The 20,071-nt window shown below is 58.0% G+C and carries 19 protein-coding genes and 1 pseudogene; 14 read left to right on the forward strand and 6 right to left on the reverse strand.

All coding sequences use genetic code 11. The features are described from left to right. Positions 1-38: 38 nt before the first annotated feature. The 7 genes from R8G34_15805 (at position 39) to R8G34_15835 (ending at position 8,406) form a co-directional block, all read left to right on the forward strand. Positions 39-845 (forward strand): GntR family transcriptional regulator, encoded by an 807-nt coding sequence (locus tag R8G34_15805; GenBank protein MDW3224320.1) that lies wholly within the window; start codon positions 39-41, stop codon positions 843-845. Continuing rightward, positions 842-2,248: a 3-isopropylmalate dehydratase large subunit gene (gene leuC, locus R8G34_15810; GenBank protein MDW3224321.1), complete on the forward strand. Its 1,407-nt coding sequence runs from the start codon at positions 842-844 to the stop codon at positions 2,246-2,248. Before R8G34_15805 ends, leuC begins: the two co-directional genes overlap by 4 nt. Continuing rightward, positions 2,248-2,859, forward strand: coding sequence for a 3-isopropylmalate dehydratase small subunit (gene leuD / locus R8G34_15815; GenBank protein MDW3224322.1), 612 nt, complete (start codon positions 2,248-2,250; stop codon positions 2,857-2,859). Before leuC ends, leuD begins: the two co-directional genes overlap by 1 nt. 96 nt (positions 2,860-2,955) lie before the next feature. Then, positions 2,956-3,969: a TRAP transporter substrate-binding protein DctP gene (gene dctP, locus R8G34_15820; GenBank protein ID MDW3224323.1), complete on the forward strand. Its 1,014-nt coding sequence runs from the start codon at positions 2,956-2,958 to the stop codon at positions 3,967-3,969. Between the two features lie 136 nt (positions 3,970-4,105). Further along, on the forward strand, positions 4,106-4,534 hold the full coding sequence (locus R8G34_15825; protein ID MDW3224324.1) for a TRAP transporter small permease: 429 nt from the start codon (positions 4,106-4,108) through the stop codon (positions 4,532-4,534). Then, positions 4,534-5,841, forward strand: a complete 1,308-nt coding sequence (locus R8G34_15830; protein MDW3224325.1) for a TRAP transporter large permease — start codon at positions 4,534-4,536, stop codon at positions 5,839-5,841. The genes R8G34_15825 and R8G34_15830 overlap by 1 nt, the downstream gene beginning before the upstream one ends. A gap of 606 nt (positions 5,842-6,447) precedes the next feature. Continuing rightward, complete coding sequence (locus R8G34_15835) at positions 6,448-8,406, forward strand: hypothetical protein (protein ID MDW3224326.1); 1,959 nt, start codon at positions 6,448-6,450, stop codon at positions 8,404-8,406. A gap of 921 nt (positions 8,407-9,327) precedes the next feature. Here R8G34_15835 and R8G34_15840 read toward each other — a convergent pair. Further along, positions 9,328-9,939 (reverse strand): MFS transporter, encoded by a 612-nt coding sequence (locus tag R8G34_15840; GenBank protein MDW3224327.1) that lies wholly within the window; start codon positions 9,937-9,939, stop codon positions 9,328-9,330. A gap of 323 nt (positions 9,940-10,262) precedes the next feature. Further along, positions 10,263-11,012, reverse strand: a complete 750-nt coding sequence (locus tag R8G34_15845) for a hypothetical protein (protein ID MDW3224328.1) — start codon at positions 11,010-11,012, stop codon at positions 10,263-10,265. Positions 11,013-11,163: 151 nt separating this feature from the next. On the opposite strand from R8G34_15845, the gene R8G34_15850 reads away from it, so the two are divergent. Together R8G34_15850 and R8G34_15855 are read left to right on the forward strand one after the other, a co-directional pair. Further along, a complete protein-coding gene (locus tag R8G34_15850) occupies positions 11,164-11,730 on the forward strand; it encodes a TetR/AcrR family transcriptional regulator (protein ID MDW3224329.1) in 567 nt (188 codons plus the stop codon). Between the two features lie 194 nt (positions 11,731-11,924). Then, positions 11,925-12,137, forward strand: coding sequence for a hypothetical protein (locus R8G34_15855; protein ID MDW3224330.1), 213 nt, complete (start codon positions 11,925-11,927; stop codon positions 12,135-12,137). Between the two features lie 96 nt (positions 12,138-12,233). Here the strand turns inward: R8G34_15855 and R8G34_15860 are convergent. Continuing rightward, positions 12,234-12,377, reverse strand: a pseudogene (locus tag R8G34_15860) (IS6 family transposase). 158 nt (positions 12,378-12,535) lie between these two features. On the opposite strand from R8G34_15860, the gene R8G34_15865 reads away from it, so the two are divergent. Next, on the forward strand, positions 12,536-14,362 hold the full coding sequence (locus tag R8G34_15865) for a helix-turn-helix domain-containing protein (GenBank protein ID MDW3224331.1): 1,827 nt from the start codon (positions 12,536-12,538) through the stop codon (positions 14,360-14,362). A gap of 90 nt (positions 14,363-14,452) precedes the next feature. On the opposite strand, the gene R8G34_15870 is transcribed toward R8G34_15865, so the two are convergent. After that, a complete protein-coding gene (locus tag R8G34_15870) occupies positions 14,453-15,286 on the reverse strand; it encodes a GNAT family N-acetyltransferase (GenBank protein MDW3224332.1) in 834 nt (277 codons plus the stop codon). Between the two features lie 366 nt (positions 15,287-15,652). Further along, on the reverse strand, positions 15,653-15,925 hold the full coding sequence (locus R8G34_15875; GenBank protein ID MDW3224333.1) for a hypothetical protein: 273 nt from the start codon (positions 15,923-15,925) through the stop codon (positions 15,653-15,655). A 50-nt stretch (positions 15,926-15,975) separates the two neighbouring features. Between R8G34_15875 and R8G34_15880 the strand changes: the two genes are divergently transcribed. From R8G34_15880 to R8G34_15890, 3 genes are read left to right on the forward strand one after another with little or no spacing between them, the layout of a single operon-like run. Beyond that, on the forward strand, positions 15,976-16,269 hold the full coding sequence (locus tag R8G34_15880) for a hypothetical protein (protein ID MDW3224334.1): 294 nt from the start codon (positions 15,976-15,978) through the stop codon (positions 16,267-16,269). Then, the gene (locus R8G34_15885) at positions 16,270-17,409 is read left to right on the forward strand and encodes a hypothetical protein (protein ID MDW3224335.1); all 1,140 of its coding nucleotides are present in this window, start codon (positions 16,270-16,272) and stop codon (positions 17,407-17,409) included. 44 nt (positions 17,410-17,453) lie between these two features. Further along, positions 17,454-17,633: a hypothetical protein gene (locus R8G34_15890; protein ID MDW3224336.1), complete on the forward strand. Its 180-nt coding sequence runs from the start codon at positions 17,454-17,456 to the stop codon at positions 17,631-17,633. 7 nt (positions 17,634-17,640) lie between these two features. Here R8G34_15890 and R8G34_15895 read toward each other — a convergent pair whose 3' ends face one another. Beyond that, positions 17,641-18,597 (reverse strand): hypothetical protein, encoded by a 957-nt coding sequence (locus R8G34_15895; GenBank protein ID MDW3224337.1) that lies wholly within the window; start codon positions 18,595-18,597, stop codon positions 17,641-17,643. A gap of 95 nt (positions 18,598-18,692) precedes the next feature. Between R8G34_15895 and R8G34_15900 the strand changes: the two genes are divergently transcribed. After that, a complete protein-coding gene (locus R8G34_15900) occupies positions 18,693-19,937 on the forward strand; it encodes an RNA polymerase subunit sigma-54 (protein ID MDW3224338.1) in 1,245 nt (414 codons plus the stop codon). Positions 19,938-20,071 lie beyond the last annotated feature (134 nt).

Genomic DNA, 20,071 nt, shown 5'->3' on the forward strand with positions numbered 1-20,071 from the left:
GTGAAGGATGTGAGCGCAGCTTTTTGGGGAGGGTGTTTGTGGAAATCGTCGGGTCAATCGCTTTGCCTGAAGGGGCCAAGGCCAGGCGTGTTTTCCTGTCGCTGCACGATCAGATTTCTGACGGGCGGATTTGTGATGGTGAGACTTTGCCGGGCGAAAAACGGCTGGCGGAAACTTATGGCGTCTCTCGTGTTACAGTGCGCCGCGCGTTGGATGCACTCAGTGAAACGGGTCTCATCGAAAAGCGAGCAGGCAGTGGGACAACCGTGCGCTCCAAGGTGCTGATGGGCAAACGCGCGGCGATGAGTTTCAATACGCTGATGCCGCAGCTGGTGGAAATGGGCCAATCGACAACGGCGCGTCTCTTGTCCTTTTTCTACGGTCAGCCCCCAGATTATGTCGGCCAAGCGATGGGATTGACGTCGTCCGAAAAGGTACAGATCGCGACCCGCGTGCGCCTGAGCGACGGCGCGCCGTTTTCGCACCTTACGACCTATGTCCCAAGTGCCATTGCCAAGAACTATTCCGAAAACGATCTGGCGACGACGCCTTTGTTCAAGCTCCTTGAGCGTGGCGGTGTGCAAATCAAAGAGGCGCATCAATCGGTGTCTGCCACGCTTGCCGGTCCAGAAGTTGCCGAAGCACTTGAAGTGGCTGTGGGTTCAGCGTTGCTGTCCCTGAAACGCGTGGTGCGGGATGTGGACGGGAATGGCGTCGAATTTCTGTCCGGCCTCTACCGACCCGATATGTTCAGCCTTGAAATGCCGCTTGCCCGCGTGGGCGACGGCGTCGGACGGCACTGGGAACCTGCGATTGGTCAGGCCGAGCAAGAAGAGCAGATATGAGGTCGCCGCAGACCCTTTTGGATAAGCTTTGGCGCGCGCATGAAGTTTTGCGGCGCGCTGACGGCGTGTCTCTTTTGTGGGTGGACCGTCACCTTGTGCACGAAGGCTCGCACCATGCCTTTGCCAAGCTGGCAGCGCGGGGCATGACCGTTGCAGAGCCTGGGCAAACCTTTGCCATGGTTGACCATTATGCGCCTACGCGCATGCGCGCGCATATTGTAGACCCGCAGATCAAACGCATGATCGACACGCTGCGCCGAAATGCTTGCGATCACGGGCTGAGGCTGTTTGATCTGGAGAACCCGGCGCAGGGTATTGTCCATGTGGTCGGGCCAGAACAAGGCCTTACCTTGCCGGGGCTTTTGATCAATTGTGGTGACAGTCACACCTCGACCCATGGCGCGTTCGGAGCCTTGGCTTTTGGGATCGGTGCGACGGAAGTGGCGCATGTGCTGGCCACGCAAACCGTTTGGCAGAAAAAGCCCAAGGCGATGCGGATCAGTGTGGAGGGTACACTTGGTGCGGGCGTAACGGCAAAGGACATCGCGCTGAACTGGATTGCGCGTTTGGGCACGGGCGGTGCGCAGGGACACGCGCTGGAATACGCGGGCAGCACCATTCGCGCGCTGTCGATGGAAGGTCGCATGACGCTGTGCAACCTGTCAATTGAAGGTGGCGCGCGGTTCGGATTGATCGCGCCAGATGACATCACAGCGGCCTATGTCAAGGGACGCCCTTATGCGCCGCAAGGCAATGACTGGACGGCGGCAGAGCAAGCCTGGGGCGCTTTGACGTCAGACGACGAGGCCGCGTTTGACAATGATGTACGGATAGATGCCGCCGATATCGCACCGACGGTGACTTGGGGCACCAGCCCCGAGCAAGCTTTACCTATCGATGCAGCCCTCCCGCATCCGTCCGCACTGGATGATAGCAAGGCAGATGCCACTGCCGCCGCGCTGGACTATATGGGGTTGACGGCTGGTCGCAGCTTGGCTGGAACGCCGGTCGATGAGGTCTTTATCGGGTCCTGCACCAATGGCCGTATCGAGGATTTGCGCGCCGCTGCTGCCGTGATGGCGGGCCGCCGCGCCAAAGTGCCGGGGCTTGTCTCGCCTGGCTCGCAACTGGTCAAAGTTCAGGCCGAGCAAGAGGGGCTGGATCAGGTGTTCACCGATGCAGGACTGGAATGGGCTGCGTCTGGTTGTTCGATGTGTGTAGGCATGAATGGCGATCTGGTGGCGCGAGGCAAACGCTGCGCCTCGTCCACAAACCGCAACTTCCGAGGTCGCCAGGGGCCTGGCGCACGCACGCATTTGATGTCGCCTGCTATGGTGGCCGCGGCCGCCATAACGGGCGAGATTTGCGATGTGCGGCCGCTGTTGCAGGGGCGGGTAGCGTAATGGCGGGGTGGCGCTCGCATGAAGGGGTGGCGTTGGCCCTGCCAATTGACAACATCGATACAGATCAGTTGATCCCTGCGCGGTTCATGTCCGCGCTGCGCAGCGAAGGTTATGGCGAGTTTCTGTTACACGACATGCGGCGCGATGAGCATGGTATTCTTGACCCGGCCTTCCCTCTGAACACGAACAGGCAAGCGAGTGTACTGGTTGCCGGTGCAAACTTCGGCAGCGGATCCTCGCGGGAAGCCGCCGTCTACGCGCTGGTCGATGCAGGTTTCAAGGCAGTCTTCGCGCCCAGTTTTGGCGATATATTTGCGAGTAATGCTGTGAACAACGGGCTTCTGCCAGCGTGCGTTGAAAGAGCAAACTGCGACGCACTGCTCAAGCACACCAGTACCGGGACCTGCGTAGTCAGGATCGATTTAGACACCTGCCGTGCGACGTTTGACCAAAAGACCGTTTCATTCGCTCTCGAGCAAAACTGGCGTACCAAACTGGTCAACGGCTGGGACGATATCGACCTAACGCAACAGCACGCACAAGAAATCAAGCAATTTAAAGATCACCACCATCGAGCGGCACCCTGGGCCTTGCCCGCAACGCTGGATTGAAACGCGCGGCATTCGCTGCACATAACGACATCCGGGAGATGTCAAAACAAAAGGGCGATGAGAACACTTTCGCTCACACCAAATGGGAGACTTCAAATGAAGATGACACTGTGGGGCGGCATTCTGGCCAGTTCGACATTTGCAGCGAGCATTGCGCAAGCGGAAGAGACAATTTCTGCGGTGCACGCATTTCCTGAAAGCCTGATCTATACCCAGAGCTTTTTGTCGTTTGTGGACAAAGTGAACGCTGCGGGCGAAGGAATAGTGCAGATTGACGTACGTGGTGGCCCTGAGGCGATTGGCATGTTCCAGCAGCCCGACGCCGTACGCGACGGGATCGTCGACATGGTCTATACGCCGGGCTCCTTTTACGGTGGCGCATTGCCCGAGAAGGACGCGATGGTGGCGTCGAACCTGACGGCTGTGGAAACACGCATGAACGGCGGCATCGAGTTGATCGACCAGATCCACCAAGAGAAGATGGGTCTCAAGTATCTCGGTTGGTTTGACAGCGGCGTTTGCTACAACCTGTGGACGCGCGATGAGCCATCCTTTGACGCGGACGGAAATCTGGAGGTCGAGGGGCTCAAGTTGCGCGGCAACAACGTCTATAATGCGTTCTTCACCAATTATCTGAACGCCCAAGTGATTGATCTGCCAACCGGCGAGGTATATTCAGCCCTGCAGCGCGGCGTCGTAGACGCTACGGGTTGGACACAGATTGGCTTGATTGACCTGAAGTGGAATGAGTTTCTGAACTACCGGATCGAACCGTGCTTCTTTTCCACAGACCTTGGTGTGATCGTCAATAACGATAAATGGAATTCACTGTCTGAAGAGGCAAGAACGATCGTTCAGGACGTGGCCATTCAACACGAAAAAGACAGTGTTGAAGCCTTGCGCGCCAAGCGTGACGAAGATTTTGCCGCGCTGGACGCCGCTGGCATGAAGGTTGTCTCCCTCGAAGGCGACGCCAAGGCGAAATACCTTGCTGCGGCACGCGAAAAAACCTGGGAGCGGATGGAGACCGTCATGGCGGAGCAGCCCGGTGGCACCGGAAATTATGACCGTCTGCTTGAGCTGTTCTACGATCTTGATGCTGCGAAGTAAGTAACGTGTGGGACGGTCCCTGGATCGGCCCACTTCCTACAACCTGAATGAAAGATCAAGGCCAGTGATTTCCAAGCTTTATACAGCGCTGGTCGATCTTTTGGCTTTCATTGCGGGCGCGACCCTGGTTTGGCTCATGGTGTCTGTGATTGTCTCAGTGCTGATGCGCAATACCGGGCTGCAACCCTTTGCATGGCTCTTCACCTCCGCGGAATACGGGCTTTTGTATATGACAATGCTGGGCGCGCCTTGGCTGGTGCGTGAAAAGGGACATGTGCACATCGAATTGGTCACCGCGGTTTTGCCGGCTGCCGCGCGCCGCATTGTGAGCCGCATTGTTGCGATTGCCTGCGTTCTGGTGTGTCTGATCCTCGCATGGAAAGGGATCGACCTGTTCCTGACCAACATCGCGCGGGGTGACGTCGACACACGCGCCTATTATTACCCCCGATGGCTGCTCACCATCACGTTCCCCATCAGCTTTGGACTCATGGCCATTGAATTTGCGCGTTTCGTCTTTGGGACCGAGCTGATGCACTCCGGCGAAGCAGGAATTCACGAATAATGGAATGGTTCGAAGCGCTTGCCCTGCTTATTGGCGCCATCATGTTTCTTATGGCGCTTGGCATGCCCGTGGCCTTGGCCTTTCTTGCGGCCAACATTCTCGGTGCCTGGGTTTTCATGGGTGGCGAGCGTGGAGTCGGGCAGCTTTTGAACAACGGACTTGGTTCGCTTACAAAATACGCGTTGGTGCCGATCCCGCTGTTCTTGTTGATGGGAGAGGTGTTTTTCCATACAGGTCTCGGGGGGCGCATGTTCAGCGCCATTGACAAATTGCTTGGCCGCCTGCCGGGTCGCCTGAGTTATGTCACCGTTCTGGGGGGCACGGCGTTCTCGACGCTGTCTGGTTCCTCCATGGGATCCACCGCGCTTTTGGGTTCGCTTATGGTGCCAGAGATGGGGCGGCGTGGATACAAACCTCACATGAGCATCGGGCCCATACTGGGCACGGGCGGTTTGGCGATTATCATCCCGCCCTCTGCTTTGGCCGTGCTATTGGCGACGCTCGCCCAAATTGATGTGGCCGCTTTGCTCATCGCGGGCGTTATTCCCGGTCTGATCCTTGCGAGCTTCTATATTGCCACGATCTGGCTTCAGACAAAAATCGATCCCACAGCGGCACCGGCGTATGATGTCGAGCCGATGACATTTGGCCAAAAGATCGGTCTGTTGCTCACCGAAGTGGTGCCGATGGTGGGCGTGATGGTCGTGATAATCATATTGATGATCCAGGGGTTCGTGACCCCGTCCGAGGCTGCGGCATTTGGCGCGCTCGGGGTGATGCTACTGGCCGCTGTTTTCCGGTGCCTGACATGGGAGGCAATGCGCAAGTCGGTCGTTGGCGCGTTGCGCGTGACGTTGATGGCCTATCTCATCGTGTTCGGCTCGGCTACTTTCAGCCAACTCCTGGCGTTTTCCGGCGCTTCGCGGGGGCTGGTCAATTGGGCAACCTCCTATGAACTGGCGCCGCTCGTCATGCTTCTGGTGATGTTCGCGGTCTTGCTCCTCTTGGGGATGTTCATGGAGCAAATCTCGATGATGTTGCTCACAGTGCCGATTTTCTTCCCATTGGCACAAACGCTTGGCTTCGATCCGATCTGGTTTGGCCTGATCATGTTGCTTGCACTGGAGATCAGTTTCACGACACCGCCCTTTGGATTGCTCTTGTTCGTCATGAAGGGGGTGGCCCCAAAGGGCACAACCATGCGGCAGATCTATACGTCTGCATTTCCATTCATCGGCTGCTCGTTGCTGCTGGTTGCTCTCTTGATCGCGTTTCCCCAGTTGGCGCTTTGGCTGCCTTCATTGTAATAAATGGTGCCGCGCCAACCAAAGGCCGTTGAAGAGATTCAATCCATTCGCAAGGCAGTTGGCAAAACTGCAAAGGTTTCGGTTGGATATGAGACCTAATTCCATATGTGTTAGGTATCGGGCGCGCCCAATCAAAGGAAAGCCTAGCGCGCAAACAACCAGATCGCGCGCCAGAGGAGGAACGTACCGGCTGTTTTTCCGACCGACACATAGGTCATATCGACAGTGCCCAACTCCACATCCGCGTTGGCCGTAGCCATAGAAACCCGACATCAAGACGACCAGCGGATATCTCAGGGGATCTGGCTGACTATCTGAAAGCTAAGGCATGCCGCACAGACGCGACGCGCCGTATCATCTGCATGGATCGGGTAACTCGGCAACTTTGGCGATAGCGAGTTTTACAGTAAAACACTTTTAACGATAGTTGTCTGCACGCGTTCCCCCATTGATTGATTTATCTCAATCGGCACGCGGCCAATTTACCTACCCTCCAAGGCTTAAAAAAGTGCATTGGAGGAAATTGGTATGTTTATACATCGTCGATATTTTTCACGACAAAATTCCGGGGCCAGGCCGTTTTTGGCAGCAGCCTCTGGGGTTCTCTTGCTTCTCGCGACAGGATTTCCAGATGCTGCCGTTGCTCAGGACGATCCATGTCGTGGTCTGCTGTTTTCCACGTCCGAAGACTTCATCACACGCGGCCCTGAACCCAAGGATGGCAATCCAATCATATCGGATGGCGACCTTTTGGCCTGGGACGTTTCAGCCGGGGCGCGGATATGCCGACGCAATGCGGATTTGATCCGACAGTTTGACATCTCGCGCGTGGACTTGGGCTTGGATGCCGTGGCTTCCGTTGATGAACGCCACGAGTTGATCGCGTTTTCAACGGAACTGGACAGCGTCAACGGCGACCAGTTCACGGCAGGTGATCTGCTTTTTACCAACGGTGGGATCATTCCAAACGCGGCCCTGCTGACGCTTTTCCAAATCCCCCGCTCGCTTGACTTGGGTTTGGATGCCGTGACGCTTGTTGGCGATGAAGGCAGGTTGCGACGTCTGGCTGAACTTGCACGTAGTGGAAGGTTACGTGAGAGTCCTGAACAGCTTGTCGGCTTTCTCAAAGAGTTGGATGTCGACATCTGGTTCTCGACTGAAGGGACGCCGCCGGAAATCGGCAAGCCGGTTTTTCTGGATGGTGACCTGCTGTCAGCGCGTGGCGGAGTGATTGTTCGCTCGAATGCCACTTTATTGCCAGCACTTCCTGCCGGCATCCCGGTGCGCGGTGTTGATTTTGGTCTGGATGCCTTCACACCTGCGCTGGATCCGATCGAAAATGTACCGGTCGAGCTGATGTCGACCGAAATCGTGGGCTTTGGGCCAACGCCATTTACAGATGGTGATGTACTGCAACCGGGGCCCTCTATCTGGTTGAAAGCGGGAGATCTGCTCAACTCGCTGGAACCCGCAACGCGAGATCTGGGACTTGATGCGTTACATGACGACGTGGGCGATGTTGTCCAATGCGCGCCGCCGTCGATTACCTTCATCAGCGGCGTCGAAGTTGGCATGATTGATCCCACGACCGGCCTGGCCAATTTTGGCGGCGTCACGCAACGGCCGTTCGCCAGAAACATCCGCGTTCAGGGTTCAATGCCTGAATTGATCAATTGCCCGGATCTGGCAAATTTCGAGTACCGTGTGGAAGTGGACCAAGGTGCCGGTTTTCCGACCTTTGGTGATCCGGGCGTTGTCCATCCTGCCAGCGAAGACTGGCGGCGCTTGGTGAGGCCAACGCCGGCATCCCCCTGCCCAATATCGCGCAACGATGTTTATGACAGCGATCCCTTGGGCTGGTTCTCGGTCGCAGACTATCGCCGGTTCGATGGCTGTGGCGACCCGCCAAGCCTCGCCGTCTGGAACTCGGCCACGGGTGCGCAGGATGCCTTGGTGAGCGTCCGGCTGGTGATGCGGGAAATTGGCGCACCGACCCCCACATATGTCAGCGGTTCCGTGCGCGTGCAGATCGATAACGATCGCATCAGCCTGCCCGACAATCTTTTGCAAACCTCGTCTGGCACAGGGGACATGTGGTTTGATATCTATCGCGCGTCTGAAACCTCTCCGCTCGGCGATCAGTGCAGGGTTGAAGGGAAAGGTGAAGATGTCGTTCTGGACATGAAAGGGCGGATCAATGACGATCATTTCTGGCAATATGATCTGCACTGGTCTGGTGGCTTTGTGGCCGGAGCGCATCCAATCACCACGGCAGCGGATCAAACCCATTTTGATGATCCGCGCACCGATCTCGATGGAACAGGCACACAACCGCCGAACTCAATTCTTGTGCCACTCAAGGATGGCTTTGATCTGAGCGCTGCTTACGCAACGATTGCAGCAGCCCAGAGCGTTCCAACGGAGTTGCCGGACGTGTGTGGCTTTACTGTGCACTTCCGGGCCTGGGATCGTGCGATTGATCTCAGCTTTGCTCCCAGTGACAACTTCTTCAGCTACAGAAGTCGACACACGAACATGTGGCGGTCTTTCTGCGTGTCTCGCTGAAATCGCAGTGAAGGCAATCTGCTCCCGCCCGAGACATCGGGCGGGAGCTTTTTTCATGCTGAACCTGAAAAATTGCTCGGATTCTTACCAAAGTCCCAGCCCAGCAATGGCCAGGTACCTGATAGATATCGGGCAATGGCCTTTGAAATTTCTGTCTCGTATGGGCTTCGTAATCTGAACACGCGTGGCTCGGATTCACTTCAAAGTACACCCATGCTCCGTCCGGCTTCTCACGCGGGTCGATACCAGCCAACGGGAGGGTCAGTGCATACGATGGTTTCACAGACCGCAAGGCAATTTCCAGCGGCAGTACGCAGGGCTCCAGCTCGGTCGCGCCGCCGTTATGGCCTCTGATATACCGGCAATCGAAGCCGCTGGTCGTGATGCGGGTCACAAAGACTTCTTCGCCCATCAATTGAAGCTTTGGATCCTGTCCTTCCACCCGTTCCTGAAATTGAACCGGCAAATTCGCTGCTTGTTGTACCGGGTCACATCCCGCGCGCTGACTATGCGCCCGATCGAGCACACGGTACGTACTGTTTTGAAGGTGACTTCCTGCCCTCGCGCCTCGGCATCGTGCACAAAGTCCCGCTCACGCTCCGGCGCATTTGTGAACAATGTGCGTGGTAAGCCAAAGCAGGTCCGTCCAATAACTTGGGCCTGAACAGGATTGGAATTGTTGGTGCTCATCCCGTACATCCGGGTCGGCATTCTGCTGCTGCACAGATTGGAAAATACAGTGAACAGTATCACAAGCTGGCTGAAACGCATTCGGGTGAGGCAGTTTTGAGGCAGATCACTGCTTTCGGAAAACTTCGTTGGAGTGTAGCCGTCGATATGGTCCTGTGACCTCTTCGAGGGCGATCGTATTTTAGTCACCGTCTGTCAGCCGACCCTGCAAATTGTCCGTTGTCAGGGTTTTTAGAACCAAGGGCGCCTAAACTGAGTGAGAGTGTGGCTCATCTTGTTTGATTGATTATGCGGTGTGTTTGCGGTGATGCGAGCATCGCGTTTCGAGCGCCTTTTGTTTGATCCTCTCTCGTTGCTGCAGAATGGTTTTGTCGCGTCCAAAGTAGACGTCAGACAGTCTGCCGCTGCGCTGTATCCTGCGATCTCCGAGGCAGGTGACACTCTGCGCTGTGTTGCAAGAGTTTCGGGCAACCACGGCACAACAATGGCAAGGCGCGGCAGCCCAAGCGCTCCCGTGATCCAGAACGTAGCTCGCCACACCAGACTTTGGTTGATAATTCCGCCAAGAAGCGGGTTTTGGCCGGACACGAGCGCAAACACGATTGTGACGGCGGCCAGTATCTTTGCAGGTTCTGCTCCGTCAAAACTATCTCGGATCGTCGCGCGGGACACGACGATGCCTGCAGCGGTCCCGGGCCCTTGGATAATCCGGCCAGCCAACCATGCGGTGTCATCGGATGCCACGCTGCATAGAAAAGTTCTTGCCAGAAAAACCGCCAATCCGCTCGTTAGTGTCGGCTTGCGCCCGCGCTGATCCGCCAGCGGCCCAACCAGAAGCTGCATTGCTGGCAATTGCCGCAAGAAAGACCGCAAGGGTCGCTTGGCTGTTACCTTACGACACTGCCGGATTGGCGGCGACGCTGGGGAGCGATGGTGTGTAAATGTTTGATGGGCACTGACCGACGGCTGCCATTGCGGCCACAAGACTGATGGTGGGTCGGTTGGCCACTAGCTGTCGAGGTTGATTGTATTGAGGTGCCTGATCAATTGACATACACTCCTTCCAACGTCTGAAAGTTTGGGAATAACGCGGCCGCCATGCGGATGGTCTTGCTGGCGCGCGCCATCGCACGCACCTGGCAGTTTCCCATTGATTTTTTATGTGTTCAGGCCTTCAGGGATGCCGTGCCCGAAGCCTCAGCTCGACGTTCTGCCCGCAACTTGCTGATCGAGATGAAGTGGAACCCAAGGAAGATCGGGACGAAGAATGCAGGAAATAATGCCAGCGGATGATCGTTGACGATGTTGGGCGTATCTCGGGACAGCAAATGGGCAAAGCCCTCGGATGTCATGATGCCCAGACCAACTGCAAACACAAAGTCCAATATGCCAATGACGTTCGCCCGCATCAGCAGCTTCTTTGCATTTGGCGCGCCATTGGCCAGCGCCTTGCTGGCTTGCCAGCCCGCGATACCCGCCCAAATGTCACCAAGCCCAGCCGGCAAAGCGAACTCGGCGGGAATGACTCCACCAAGCCAGCCAATCAAGAAGACGCCGCCCATCACGCGCGGAATTTGAAACGCGGCAATTGCGGCGAGTGGGGTCGCCATGGTGATCCGTCGTCCAAGCGGTACGACCCACGCCAGCACCCAGATGAGCGCCGCCCCACCGAACAGGAAACCAAGCACAATTGGAGGATCCTGAAGCGTTGGGGGCACGTTCAGCGCGTTGGCCTGGGATGGAGGAACGACCACGGCGAACCACAAACCGAACACGAATGCTGCAACTGCGATGCTCACCCCGGTCTGTCGTTCCGTCAAGTGCGCTCGGCTGACGCCGATCATCATGATCGCGACTGCAATCAGCGGCAGCGCGACCGCGAACGTGCGCACGTAGAAAATTAGGAAGTCTGTCATGTTCTTACTTTCCAGTTGATTTGCCGAAACCCACTGCGGGAAGGTGTAAACCCAGATGGTTTCACTTTAAGATTACGTTTGTACTCTAAAATTATAGATGATACATAAAATCTATAGTGTCAATTCCCTGGAGCTCGTTTGAATGCCAAGAATGTCAGAAGCCGAAAAACAAAAGAGCCATGCACGGATAATAAATGCCGCGGCACGCCTCTTTCGGAATGAAGGTGTGGGCGCGACGAGTATTTCCGACGTGATGCAGGCCGCAGGCCTAACGCATGGCGGCTTTTATCGTCACTTCCCGTCCAAGGAGGCGTTGATAGAGGCCGCATTCAGCAAGGCCGTTGATGACCTGCTCGCCGAGTGGGAAACCGCTGAAACCGAACACCAAAAAGAACAAGCGAGAGAAGACTACCTCTCGCGCTACCTATCCTTGGGCCACGCCCAGAACGCCGGAAGCGGGTGCCCAGTTGCAACTATGGGCGCGGAGCTTGCCACCCATGGAAAGACGACCAAGGCAGAGACGTCAAAAGCAATTGAGCGTACGTCCCGTGTACTTGATCCGAGGGGCAATGTGGCAACAGATCAAGGCATAGCAACGATGGCTACGCTGGTCGGCACTATCACTCTGGCCCGCCTCGCGAACTCTGAGGATGAGGCTGAAAAGATCATTGAGGCAGGCAAGCAAGGCGTCCAGCACATGCTTGAGAATTGGGCGTAGACGATTTGAACCTGCCATTTGGATGAACCAGATAGCCGCACCCCTTGAGGGCACTCGAACCCACAGAAAACTCGGTCCTCTGACCCAAAGCGCAAGTATCGGGTTGCGAAAAAAATCCCCACCGAGCGACAAATGATGAACACACCAGAGAGGCAAACAAAGATAAAACTGTATAAAAAGCGCGTCGCCAGAAAATGCAGGCCAAACAACTGGCAAAACGGCGCACGCTGTATGCCGGGCAGAAGGAACGAGTTGATATCGAAGCCGAAGCAAGATCAACGCGATTGCGTAAAGGCTCGCGCAGCCTACTGGACCGCGTGACTGGTAAGCGCGCCGCACTGGAAAAACAAAACCAGATAGAAGCCATCCGGTCGCTTCAGCGCGACCGTATGCAGATCATGGTGTGACTGCCTGCTGGGCAAAGAACGAGACCTACATCTGTATGAACGGGCGGTGGTGCTTTCCCATTGCCCGTCAGGCGATTGCGTGGGAATCGGCCGAGAGGATACATGCAACTGAAGACCGTGCTCAGCCAGAAGGTCGCGGGCATCTCGGTCAGAAAGCGGGCATCTGCGATACCAACGCACTGCCAAAAGAATAACCTCGCGTGGCAAACGGTGCGGCTTGAATGGGTCTCGGCAAGGCATAGGGTTTTCCTGAAAAAATACTTACACAAAGTCTCGCTTCGACACGCTTGGTACATCAGAACCCTCACTATTGTGACAGCCCCCCGCAGATGCCTTGTGATGCGACCACTCGGATTTGGCGGCGAAATATGCTACGGTCACGATTGGGGGATCGTCAAATGCGCGACAACAGGGAATTGTTACACGCACGCGCAGCGCTGGAATCCGGTGACGCAATTGACCATTCTGCAACGCCAGAAAATATCGCGCACAGTTGGCAGAGGTGTCGTGAGATGGGCCTCGACCCGGGTGCAATGCCAGAGGACGCAGTGGTCAGCTCAGAGGCGTTGCGAACGATCCTGCAGGACAGACAACGGTTCATCCATCTGGTGCGGCCCGAGCTTGAATTGCTAAGCACCCAGATCGCCGGGACAAATTTCATGTGTGCCTTTGCCGACGAGAATGGCGTTGTGCTGGACACGATCATGGATGCGGAGTTTTCTGACAGCGATTGCGCGCGCAGTGTCGTAACAGGATCGGTCTGGAGCGAGGATGTACGCGGTACAAACGCGTTGGGACTGGCGCTAAGCACAGGGCGAACAAGCATGGTTACAGGAGCAGAGCACTATTTCGGGTGCCATAGCGCCGTGGCCTGCGTGGCGACCCCGATCCGTGGCTCGGACGGACGCATCGTCGGCCTTCTGGACGCGTCTTCGGAATTGGCAGAGCGGCAATACCACACGCGTGCGCTTATCAATCTGGCAGCGACGAATATAGAGAACAGGCTGTTTGCGCAGGCGCACTGGCGTGACATCATCTTGCAGTTTCATCCGCGCGATGAATATCTCGCAACGCAGAGCGCAGGATTGATCGCATTTGACGAGGCCGGGCGTATCACCGGAGCGAACCGCAATGCCATTCAGTTTCTGTCGCCACAGGAAGACGAAGTTGCCGAACGGTTCGATGCGCTTTTTCGCGGCGATTTCGGGACGAACCTGCGAACCCTGGAAGAGGTTGGAACGACGCGGTTGTGGGACAGGCTGGGTTCGGCGTTTTTCGCACGACTGCATCCGGAGTCGCCACAACGGCCGGGCCGCACTACGCGTGCCTTTAGTGGTGGGAGGCGGGTCGAGTCGCCTCTGGCGCGACGAACTGAGTTGCGCGAGCACAGGTTTGTTTTTGATGATGAGATGGCGCGGGAATGTCGGCGAGTGGCGATCAGCGCTGCGACGCTTGGGCAGCCGATTTGCCTGCGCGGGGCTGCGGGCACGGGCAAGACGGCGCTTGCGGAGGCAGTGCACCACCATCTGAATTCCGACGCGCCGCTTATCGTTCTCGATTGCCGAGACCTGCGTGGCGCGCGCCATGATCGGGTTCTGGAGGACATATTGGCACAAGCGCCGGATGCATTGACGGGCAGCGGTGGCACGCTTGTACTGGAGGCGATGTCGGCTATTCCAAAGGAGGCAGACGCATATCTGGACCGTCTGCTGAGCACCCTGCGGGATGCCCCGACGGCTCAACCGTGGTGCATCGTGGCAACGCAGCGCACGCGGCCGAATGAGATTGGCGGGCAGGTGGTAGCACAAGCGAGCGAGACGTTCCTGGCGGTCGACCTGCCGCTGTTGGCGGACCGCACGGATTTTGATAAGATCGCAAGGAGCCTCCTTACAGCGATATCACCTCAGCACAAGCTGTCCAAGAAAGCCCTGAAGGCACTATCCGAAATGGACCGGCCGGCCAACCTGCGCGACCTGAGGCATCATCTGCGACTGCTGGCAGCCAGCTTTCCAAGCGGTGTGCTGCGCGATGTGCAGTTGGATCGGGTGTTCCCCTCTCTGCAACGTCAGACAAAAGCATGCGGACGCTGCAACGACGCACCGATCCGCCGCCGGCGCTGTATCGGGATCCGGCAAACTGTCAGCGCATGTCAGGGAAATGTGGCGCTTGCGTCACGGCGTCTCGGCGTGTCACGCAACACGGTTTATGCACATCTCAAGGACTGACGCCCGACTGCAAGAAAGGGTTTGTTCAAGCGTTGGCTCGTACACTGGAAACCGGGTGTAGTAACAAGATCCGGAGCGCCGGGACGGGTGTCAGGCAGCGCGAAAGATTGCCAGCGCGGCCTCCGCGTCTGCCCGGTGGCGAGCCTGCTCGGTATCGTCGAGAAAACGCAGCGCGGGCTTGGGTCGCTGTATTAACGCCATACCGACGCTCCGCAGGGTGTCGTCTTCGACCATGAAGAGCCCCTGTCGCGGACCGCGAAAACGGTGGGTCTCGATGAAGGTGGGCAGGCCTTCGGCCTCGGGCCAAAGTCCGCGCCCGTCGCGGGCCTGCGGCAACATAAGGGCGAGCGTCGCCGCGTCCACCTGTCGCGCAGGGCGCAACCTTGTCCGGCCGACAACGATGATCGGCGGGTGCAGCAGGTGCCATTGCTCGGGTGTCAGAAGGTGGTCGTGGCAGGGTTCGGATGACTGTTTACCATGAAAGAACATGCGCCGTCCCGTGGGACTGCGCGCGAAACCAAGCCGGGCCAGCAGCGCGCGCGAGGCGGAGTTTTCGTCATGGCAGGTTGCAATCAGCGGCGGCGCAGGCTGCTGAAAGCGCGTCCCGATTGCCAGCGTCAGAGCCCGGTGCATGATACTGTTGCCCCAAAAGGCGGGTGCTAGCCAAAACCATAATCCACGCCCCAAGCAGACCCCTCCAACGCGCGTTCCGTTCCGTTCGATCAGCCGCAGATGCTCGCCCGGATGGCGGCCATGATCGAGCAGTGCACGCGCCGCAGCGTCATCGAATGGCCGGGTGACCGTTGCGAGCCATGGCGCGACGCGATCATCGTTGATCTGGGATGCAATTGCGGGAAGATCGGACTGAGTCGGCGGGCGTAACCTGAGCCCGTCCTGTTCCAGAATTTCGGGAAATTCGTCCATTGCGCTGCATTGCCTTTCACGCCGTCCTTTTGCCACCCGCAATGCGGATCACTTCATCAGAATGCCAAGCCAGGTAGAAAGCAAGCCGGTGATTCGGGTGAAACACTGGAATAGTAGAATTTCCGCACTGCAGCGAAACGGGCGTTGGAACAAGGTGTTACACTGTGCCTGATCGTGCGTAACGCATGTTTACGCTTTCCGGCGACGGTGCGCGAAAATCGCTCTGATTCCAGCGACGCGCGGCAATTTTATTGCGACACTGTGAAGGTGCGGTACCCTTTTCACTACGGAGTGGATGTGCGGGCCGGGGAGGGGTCGATGCAGCAAATTGCAATACCTCGAACCTATGTGCCAGGACACTGCGGATCAGTTAGGTCTCTGCTTGTCAGGGGCACCGGGCAGGACATCCCAGATCGCCGAAAGATCCGTCGCCATACGCTGGTGGACCTGCTGCAACACGCTGTCTTTCAAGGAAACGTCGAGCCTGTCGATGGCGTCCCGCGCGGTCCGCAGGTCAACCGGATCACCCGTGGCGACAGCGCGATCCACCGCGTCGCGGCAAGACTGGTCGACTCCGCCTTCTGCATCGCAGGCCTCCTTCAGGAACTGGAAAAAGCGCGTGTCGGCAGGGTCAAGCATCGCATCGGCCTTTTGTTTCGGAATGCGCGTCCGGTCTACAGGAACGTCAGATGACAGGTCAATCGCGCGAACTCGTAGACATCCTGAACGAGCGCCTGAAGATCATTCAGGACATCGCCGCGGCTAACACGGAACATATGCGCCTCAATCAGCGCGCTAGCGGTTTGTTGGTTCTGGATCTGGCGGATGAGCGCGACGGTATCGACGATCACGCCCACGAGGACGAACGCGCCCGCAACGAGGCGGCGCTCGAGAAGACGATGGCTGAAATCCGTCAATTGGAAGAGACGCTTTCAGCTCTGGACGCGGAACTCGAAGCCACCGCAAAACACGAGGATGGATAGATGAACCAGCACAAGCCACCACAGGCGATGACGCTTTTTGACTTGATTGCCCGACGCTGGGAATTGGACGGCGCGGTGCGGCAGGTGAGATTCAATGCCTCCGGTACATCCCTCGCGGCGATCCTGGAGGATGGCCGGATGGCGTTCGTGTCGGTCAAGGACCTCGAAGATCCGGAATCGCGGGTTCGGATTGAAGCCGATACCGGGCGGACAAGCATCCGGCCGCGCGCCAAACCTCTGCCGGTGCCGGTGGTCACCAAGACGCCTGTGGCGCAGGCAGATGTGGCCATGTGTCGTCTGGGCGCGCAGGGCTTTGCCTTTGCGCAGCTTGAAACCGGCGCTCTTTGGCGGGCCACGGCGCGGGGCCAGACATTGGCTGTAAAACATGCCGGGGACAGTGTTGTGACCGCGCTTGCTGACGCACCACAGACGGGTCAGATCGTGCGGGCCTGCGGTTATGAGCTGACGCTTATGGGCAAAGACGACGGGGCAGAGATCGCATCGGTTGAGCTGACGCATGACATTTCGCGTATCGCTTTCTCCGCAGATGGTCGTCTGCTGGGGTGCTTTGGAAGCGGGCAGATGAGCATCGTCACAGTTGACGGATTCAAAGCAGGTTCTGTCATAGCGTGCGAGGGTGGTGACGTCCTTGATCTGGCGTGGTCGCCCTGCGCCCGCTGGCTGGTGGCAGGTTGTCGCGACAAGGCGTTGTTGCTGGTCGATGTAACGGCAGGCACCAGCGACCGGATCGTCGATTTTCCTGATGCCGTGCGCGCGGTCGATTTCAGTACCGAGGCCGGTGCGATGATCGCGGCCGGGGCGTTTCGGGTGGCGGGCTGGACCCTGCCTGACTTGCCTTTCGGCGATCACGAGGGCGCGCCCATTGAGACCGGCAAACCAGGATTGATGGTCGTCGATCTGGTGGCCGCGCACCCGACACGCGATCTTTGCGCGGTGAGCTATGCCAACGGGTTGGTGTTGGTCTGCCGCGTGGCCCATCCCGATGAGATGCTCCTGCGCGAGGGCACGGGTGCACGGGCCCAGGCACTGGCCTGGACCGATGATGGCGCACATCTGGCCATCGGGGACGCGGATGGTGGGCTGTCAATCGCCACGTTCCCCAAGAACATGTTCAAATGAAACCAGAACCTAAACTGCACACAACACCGATGAGAGGGCACTCCATGACACAAGCTTTATCGCCAGAAGAACAGAGCAAGGACCGCTATTTTCAGACACTGGCCAAGGTTGCCGAAGAAATGGTCGGCGATCACGGCAAGGACTTCGCGGCGGGAGCGCTGGTTCTTGCAGCAAGGTGGGTGGCGGAAAACCGTCTTGGCGAGGCCAAGGAACTCAAGCACTGATCCGGGTTCAGGAATGTCCCGCCGGATATTGCGTTTGGGGATGTGCCGGGGCCTGCAGGCTCTCGATCTGGCTGACGAGGATGCGGCTCATCGGGGCCGCGAGCCCGGCAAGCTGATGGTTGGCTTTCGTGTCCCGTCCTGCGGTGGTCAGCGCCTGCGTGAGGCCCGGTTCCACCAGTTGGGCAAAAGCACACAACTCATGAATGCGGAAGGTCGCGAAATGCAGGCTGTCACCGTTCAACAGAACATCGCCCTGAGCGCGTTCAGGCAAACTCACGCTCAGCGCGTTGCTGTGCACGGCGGCCCCCAGTGTGATCAGTACAGAACGACGCCACTTGGCGTAATCTGTATCGGCGGAATGATCGATTCCTACGGTGTAAAGCTTTTCGGAGATGCTTCGAAAAGCGCGGCCCCCGGCAATATGACGACGCCAGAATTCGTTTGCGTCCTCGACGCTGCGGCAATCGGCAAAGCGTTGCGCCAACTTGCGGCGGATCAGCAACACCAGCACCATGTCGACGTCCTCGGAGATCGAGCGCGCGACCTGCATTGCGGGCATCGGCAAGCCAGTCAGCGCCAGCAGGCGCAACGCCGAAAGCTGTTCCGTCAGCCGCGCCGTAAGCGCCACAAGACCATGCCATTGCGCGGCACTCAGCCCGTCTATCTCGCGCATCGAGCCCGCATTTGTGGCAGCATGCAGCGACCGGATCCACAGAATGCACTGATCGAACAGGAACACCAGATCGACATCTGCGCTGTCACCCGTGGTCTCCATGCGAGGCACGGCGCAGAACCCCGGCAAGTTGCGAATACCCGCACGCCAGTGGCTATCAAATTCGAGACCGGCAGCGGACCAGAGCTGTGTCACGCGCGCCAGAAGCTGCGGCGACAGGCCGGGATAGGACAACTCGGGTGCGACGCTCTCAAGCGGAACGAGTCCGCCAGGCAGGGTTTCGTGGCTCATGGAACTGTCATCCAGTGGTTTACTTGCCCAAGAATAGGCCGTGCCCCGACCCGCTGGCCAGCAATTTGTCGGCAACAGGACAAAGGAAGCGCGCTATGCCGCTAGGGTTGTCCCTGCGTCCGCTACAAACGCAATCCTTCCGGTTGGGTCGAGTCGTGAGCATGCTGAAGATGTCGTCTGGGGAGATAGACGACGCGATCGCAGAAACCGCGCGCCAAAATCCGATGTTGATCCTGAACCGGCGGCCACCGGGGGCCTCAAGCGCGACCGATGTGTTGGAAATGAACGCAGTAGAAGAACCCGGCAGCCTGTTCAGCCACGTATTGCGTGATCTCTCTGGGCTGATTGCGCAAGGTGGGCTGATGGAACAACTGATCCTCGCGCTGATCGATGATCTGGAGCCGTCAGGCTGGCTAGGCCGCTCGACCGAAGAGATCGCCGAGGCGCTGGAACTGTCTGAAGAGTTGGTCGATGCCGCGTTGCGGGTCGTGCAGAAACGCGTCGAACCGGCAGGGCTGTTTGCGCGCAATCTGCAGGACTGCCTGCGCTTGCAGTTAGAGGATCAGGACGCACTGGACGACTCGTTGACCTGCCTTTTGGATCACCTGCCGAAACTGGAAACCGGCGGGATCGCGGCACTGGTCGCGGCCACCGGACTTGGTGAACCACAAGTTCAGGACGGTCTTGCCACTCTGCGACGACTCGACCCGAAGCCTGGCAGCGCTTTTGCTACTGATGCCACCTTGATGCGTGCGCCTGATGTGCGCCTTACGGCTTCCGGCGATGGCTGGGACATCGAATTCCTGTCCTCTTTGCAGGCGGATGTGCGCATTGCAAGGCTTCCGGGTGGCTTGCAAAACGCCGCCACACGCGCAGCGTTGGCAGAGGCACGCGCATTGAAACAGGCGTTGGATATCCGCGGTTCTGCTTTGGACCAGGTTGTGCGCGACGTGGTCAAACGCCAATCGGAATACTTCCGCGTCGGGCCGGAGGCGTTGGTGCCGATGACCATGTCCGAGATCGCGCATAGAACCGGCTTTCATCTCAGCACCATTAGCCGGGTGTTGAGCGGGCTTTTGATTGAGGGGCCAAACGGCATCGTTTCCGCGCGCAGGCTTTTTACCGGATCGGCGTCAGCGCAGGCGCCGCAATCCAAACCGATGGTTCAGGCGCGCATTGGTGCTTTGCTGGCCAAGGAAGATCCAACGCGGCCGCTGACGGATCGGCGACTGACGGCACTCTTGCAAAGTGAGGGCATTTTGGTGTCGCGCCGGGTCGTTTCCACCTACCGACAGGAGATTGGCTTTTTGGCAGCGCCAAAGCGCAAACTACGCGCCTGAAAGGCTTACCGTTCCAGTTCATCATGGCGCTAGGTTTCGCGCGCATTCCCCGAAGCGATTGACTTGCAGCATTCCTGCGCCGCGTTGCGCCACAAGCTTTGTGGTTGCTGCGGTTTTGAGTCTTCGAAAACCCG

The sequence above is a fragment of the Paracoccaceae bacterium genome, from assembly GCA_033344815.1.
Classification (GTDB): domain Bacteria; phylum Pseudomonadota; class Alphaproteobacteria; order Rhodobacterales; family Rhodobacteraceae; genus Roseobacter.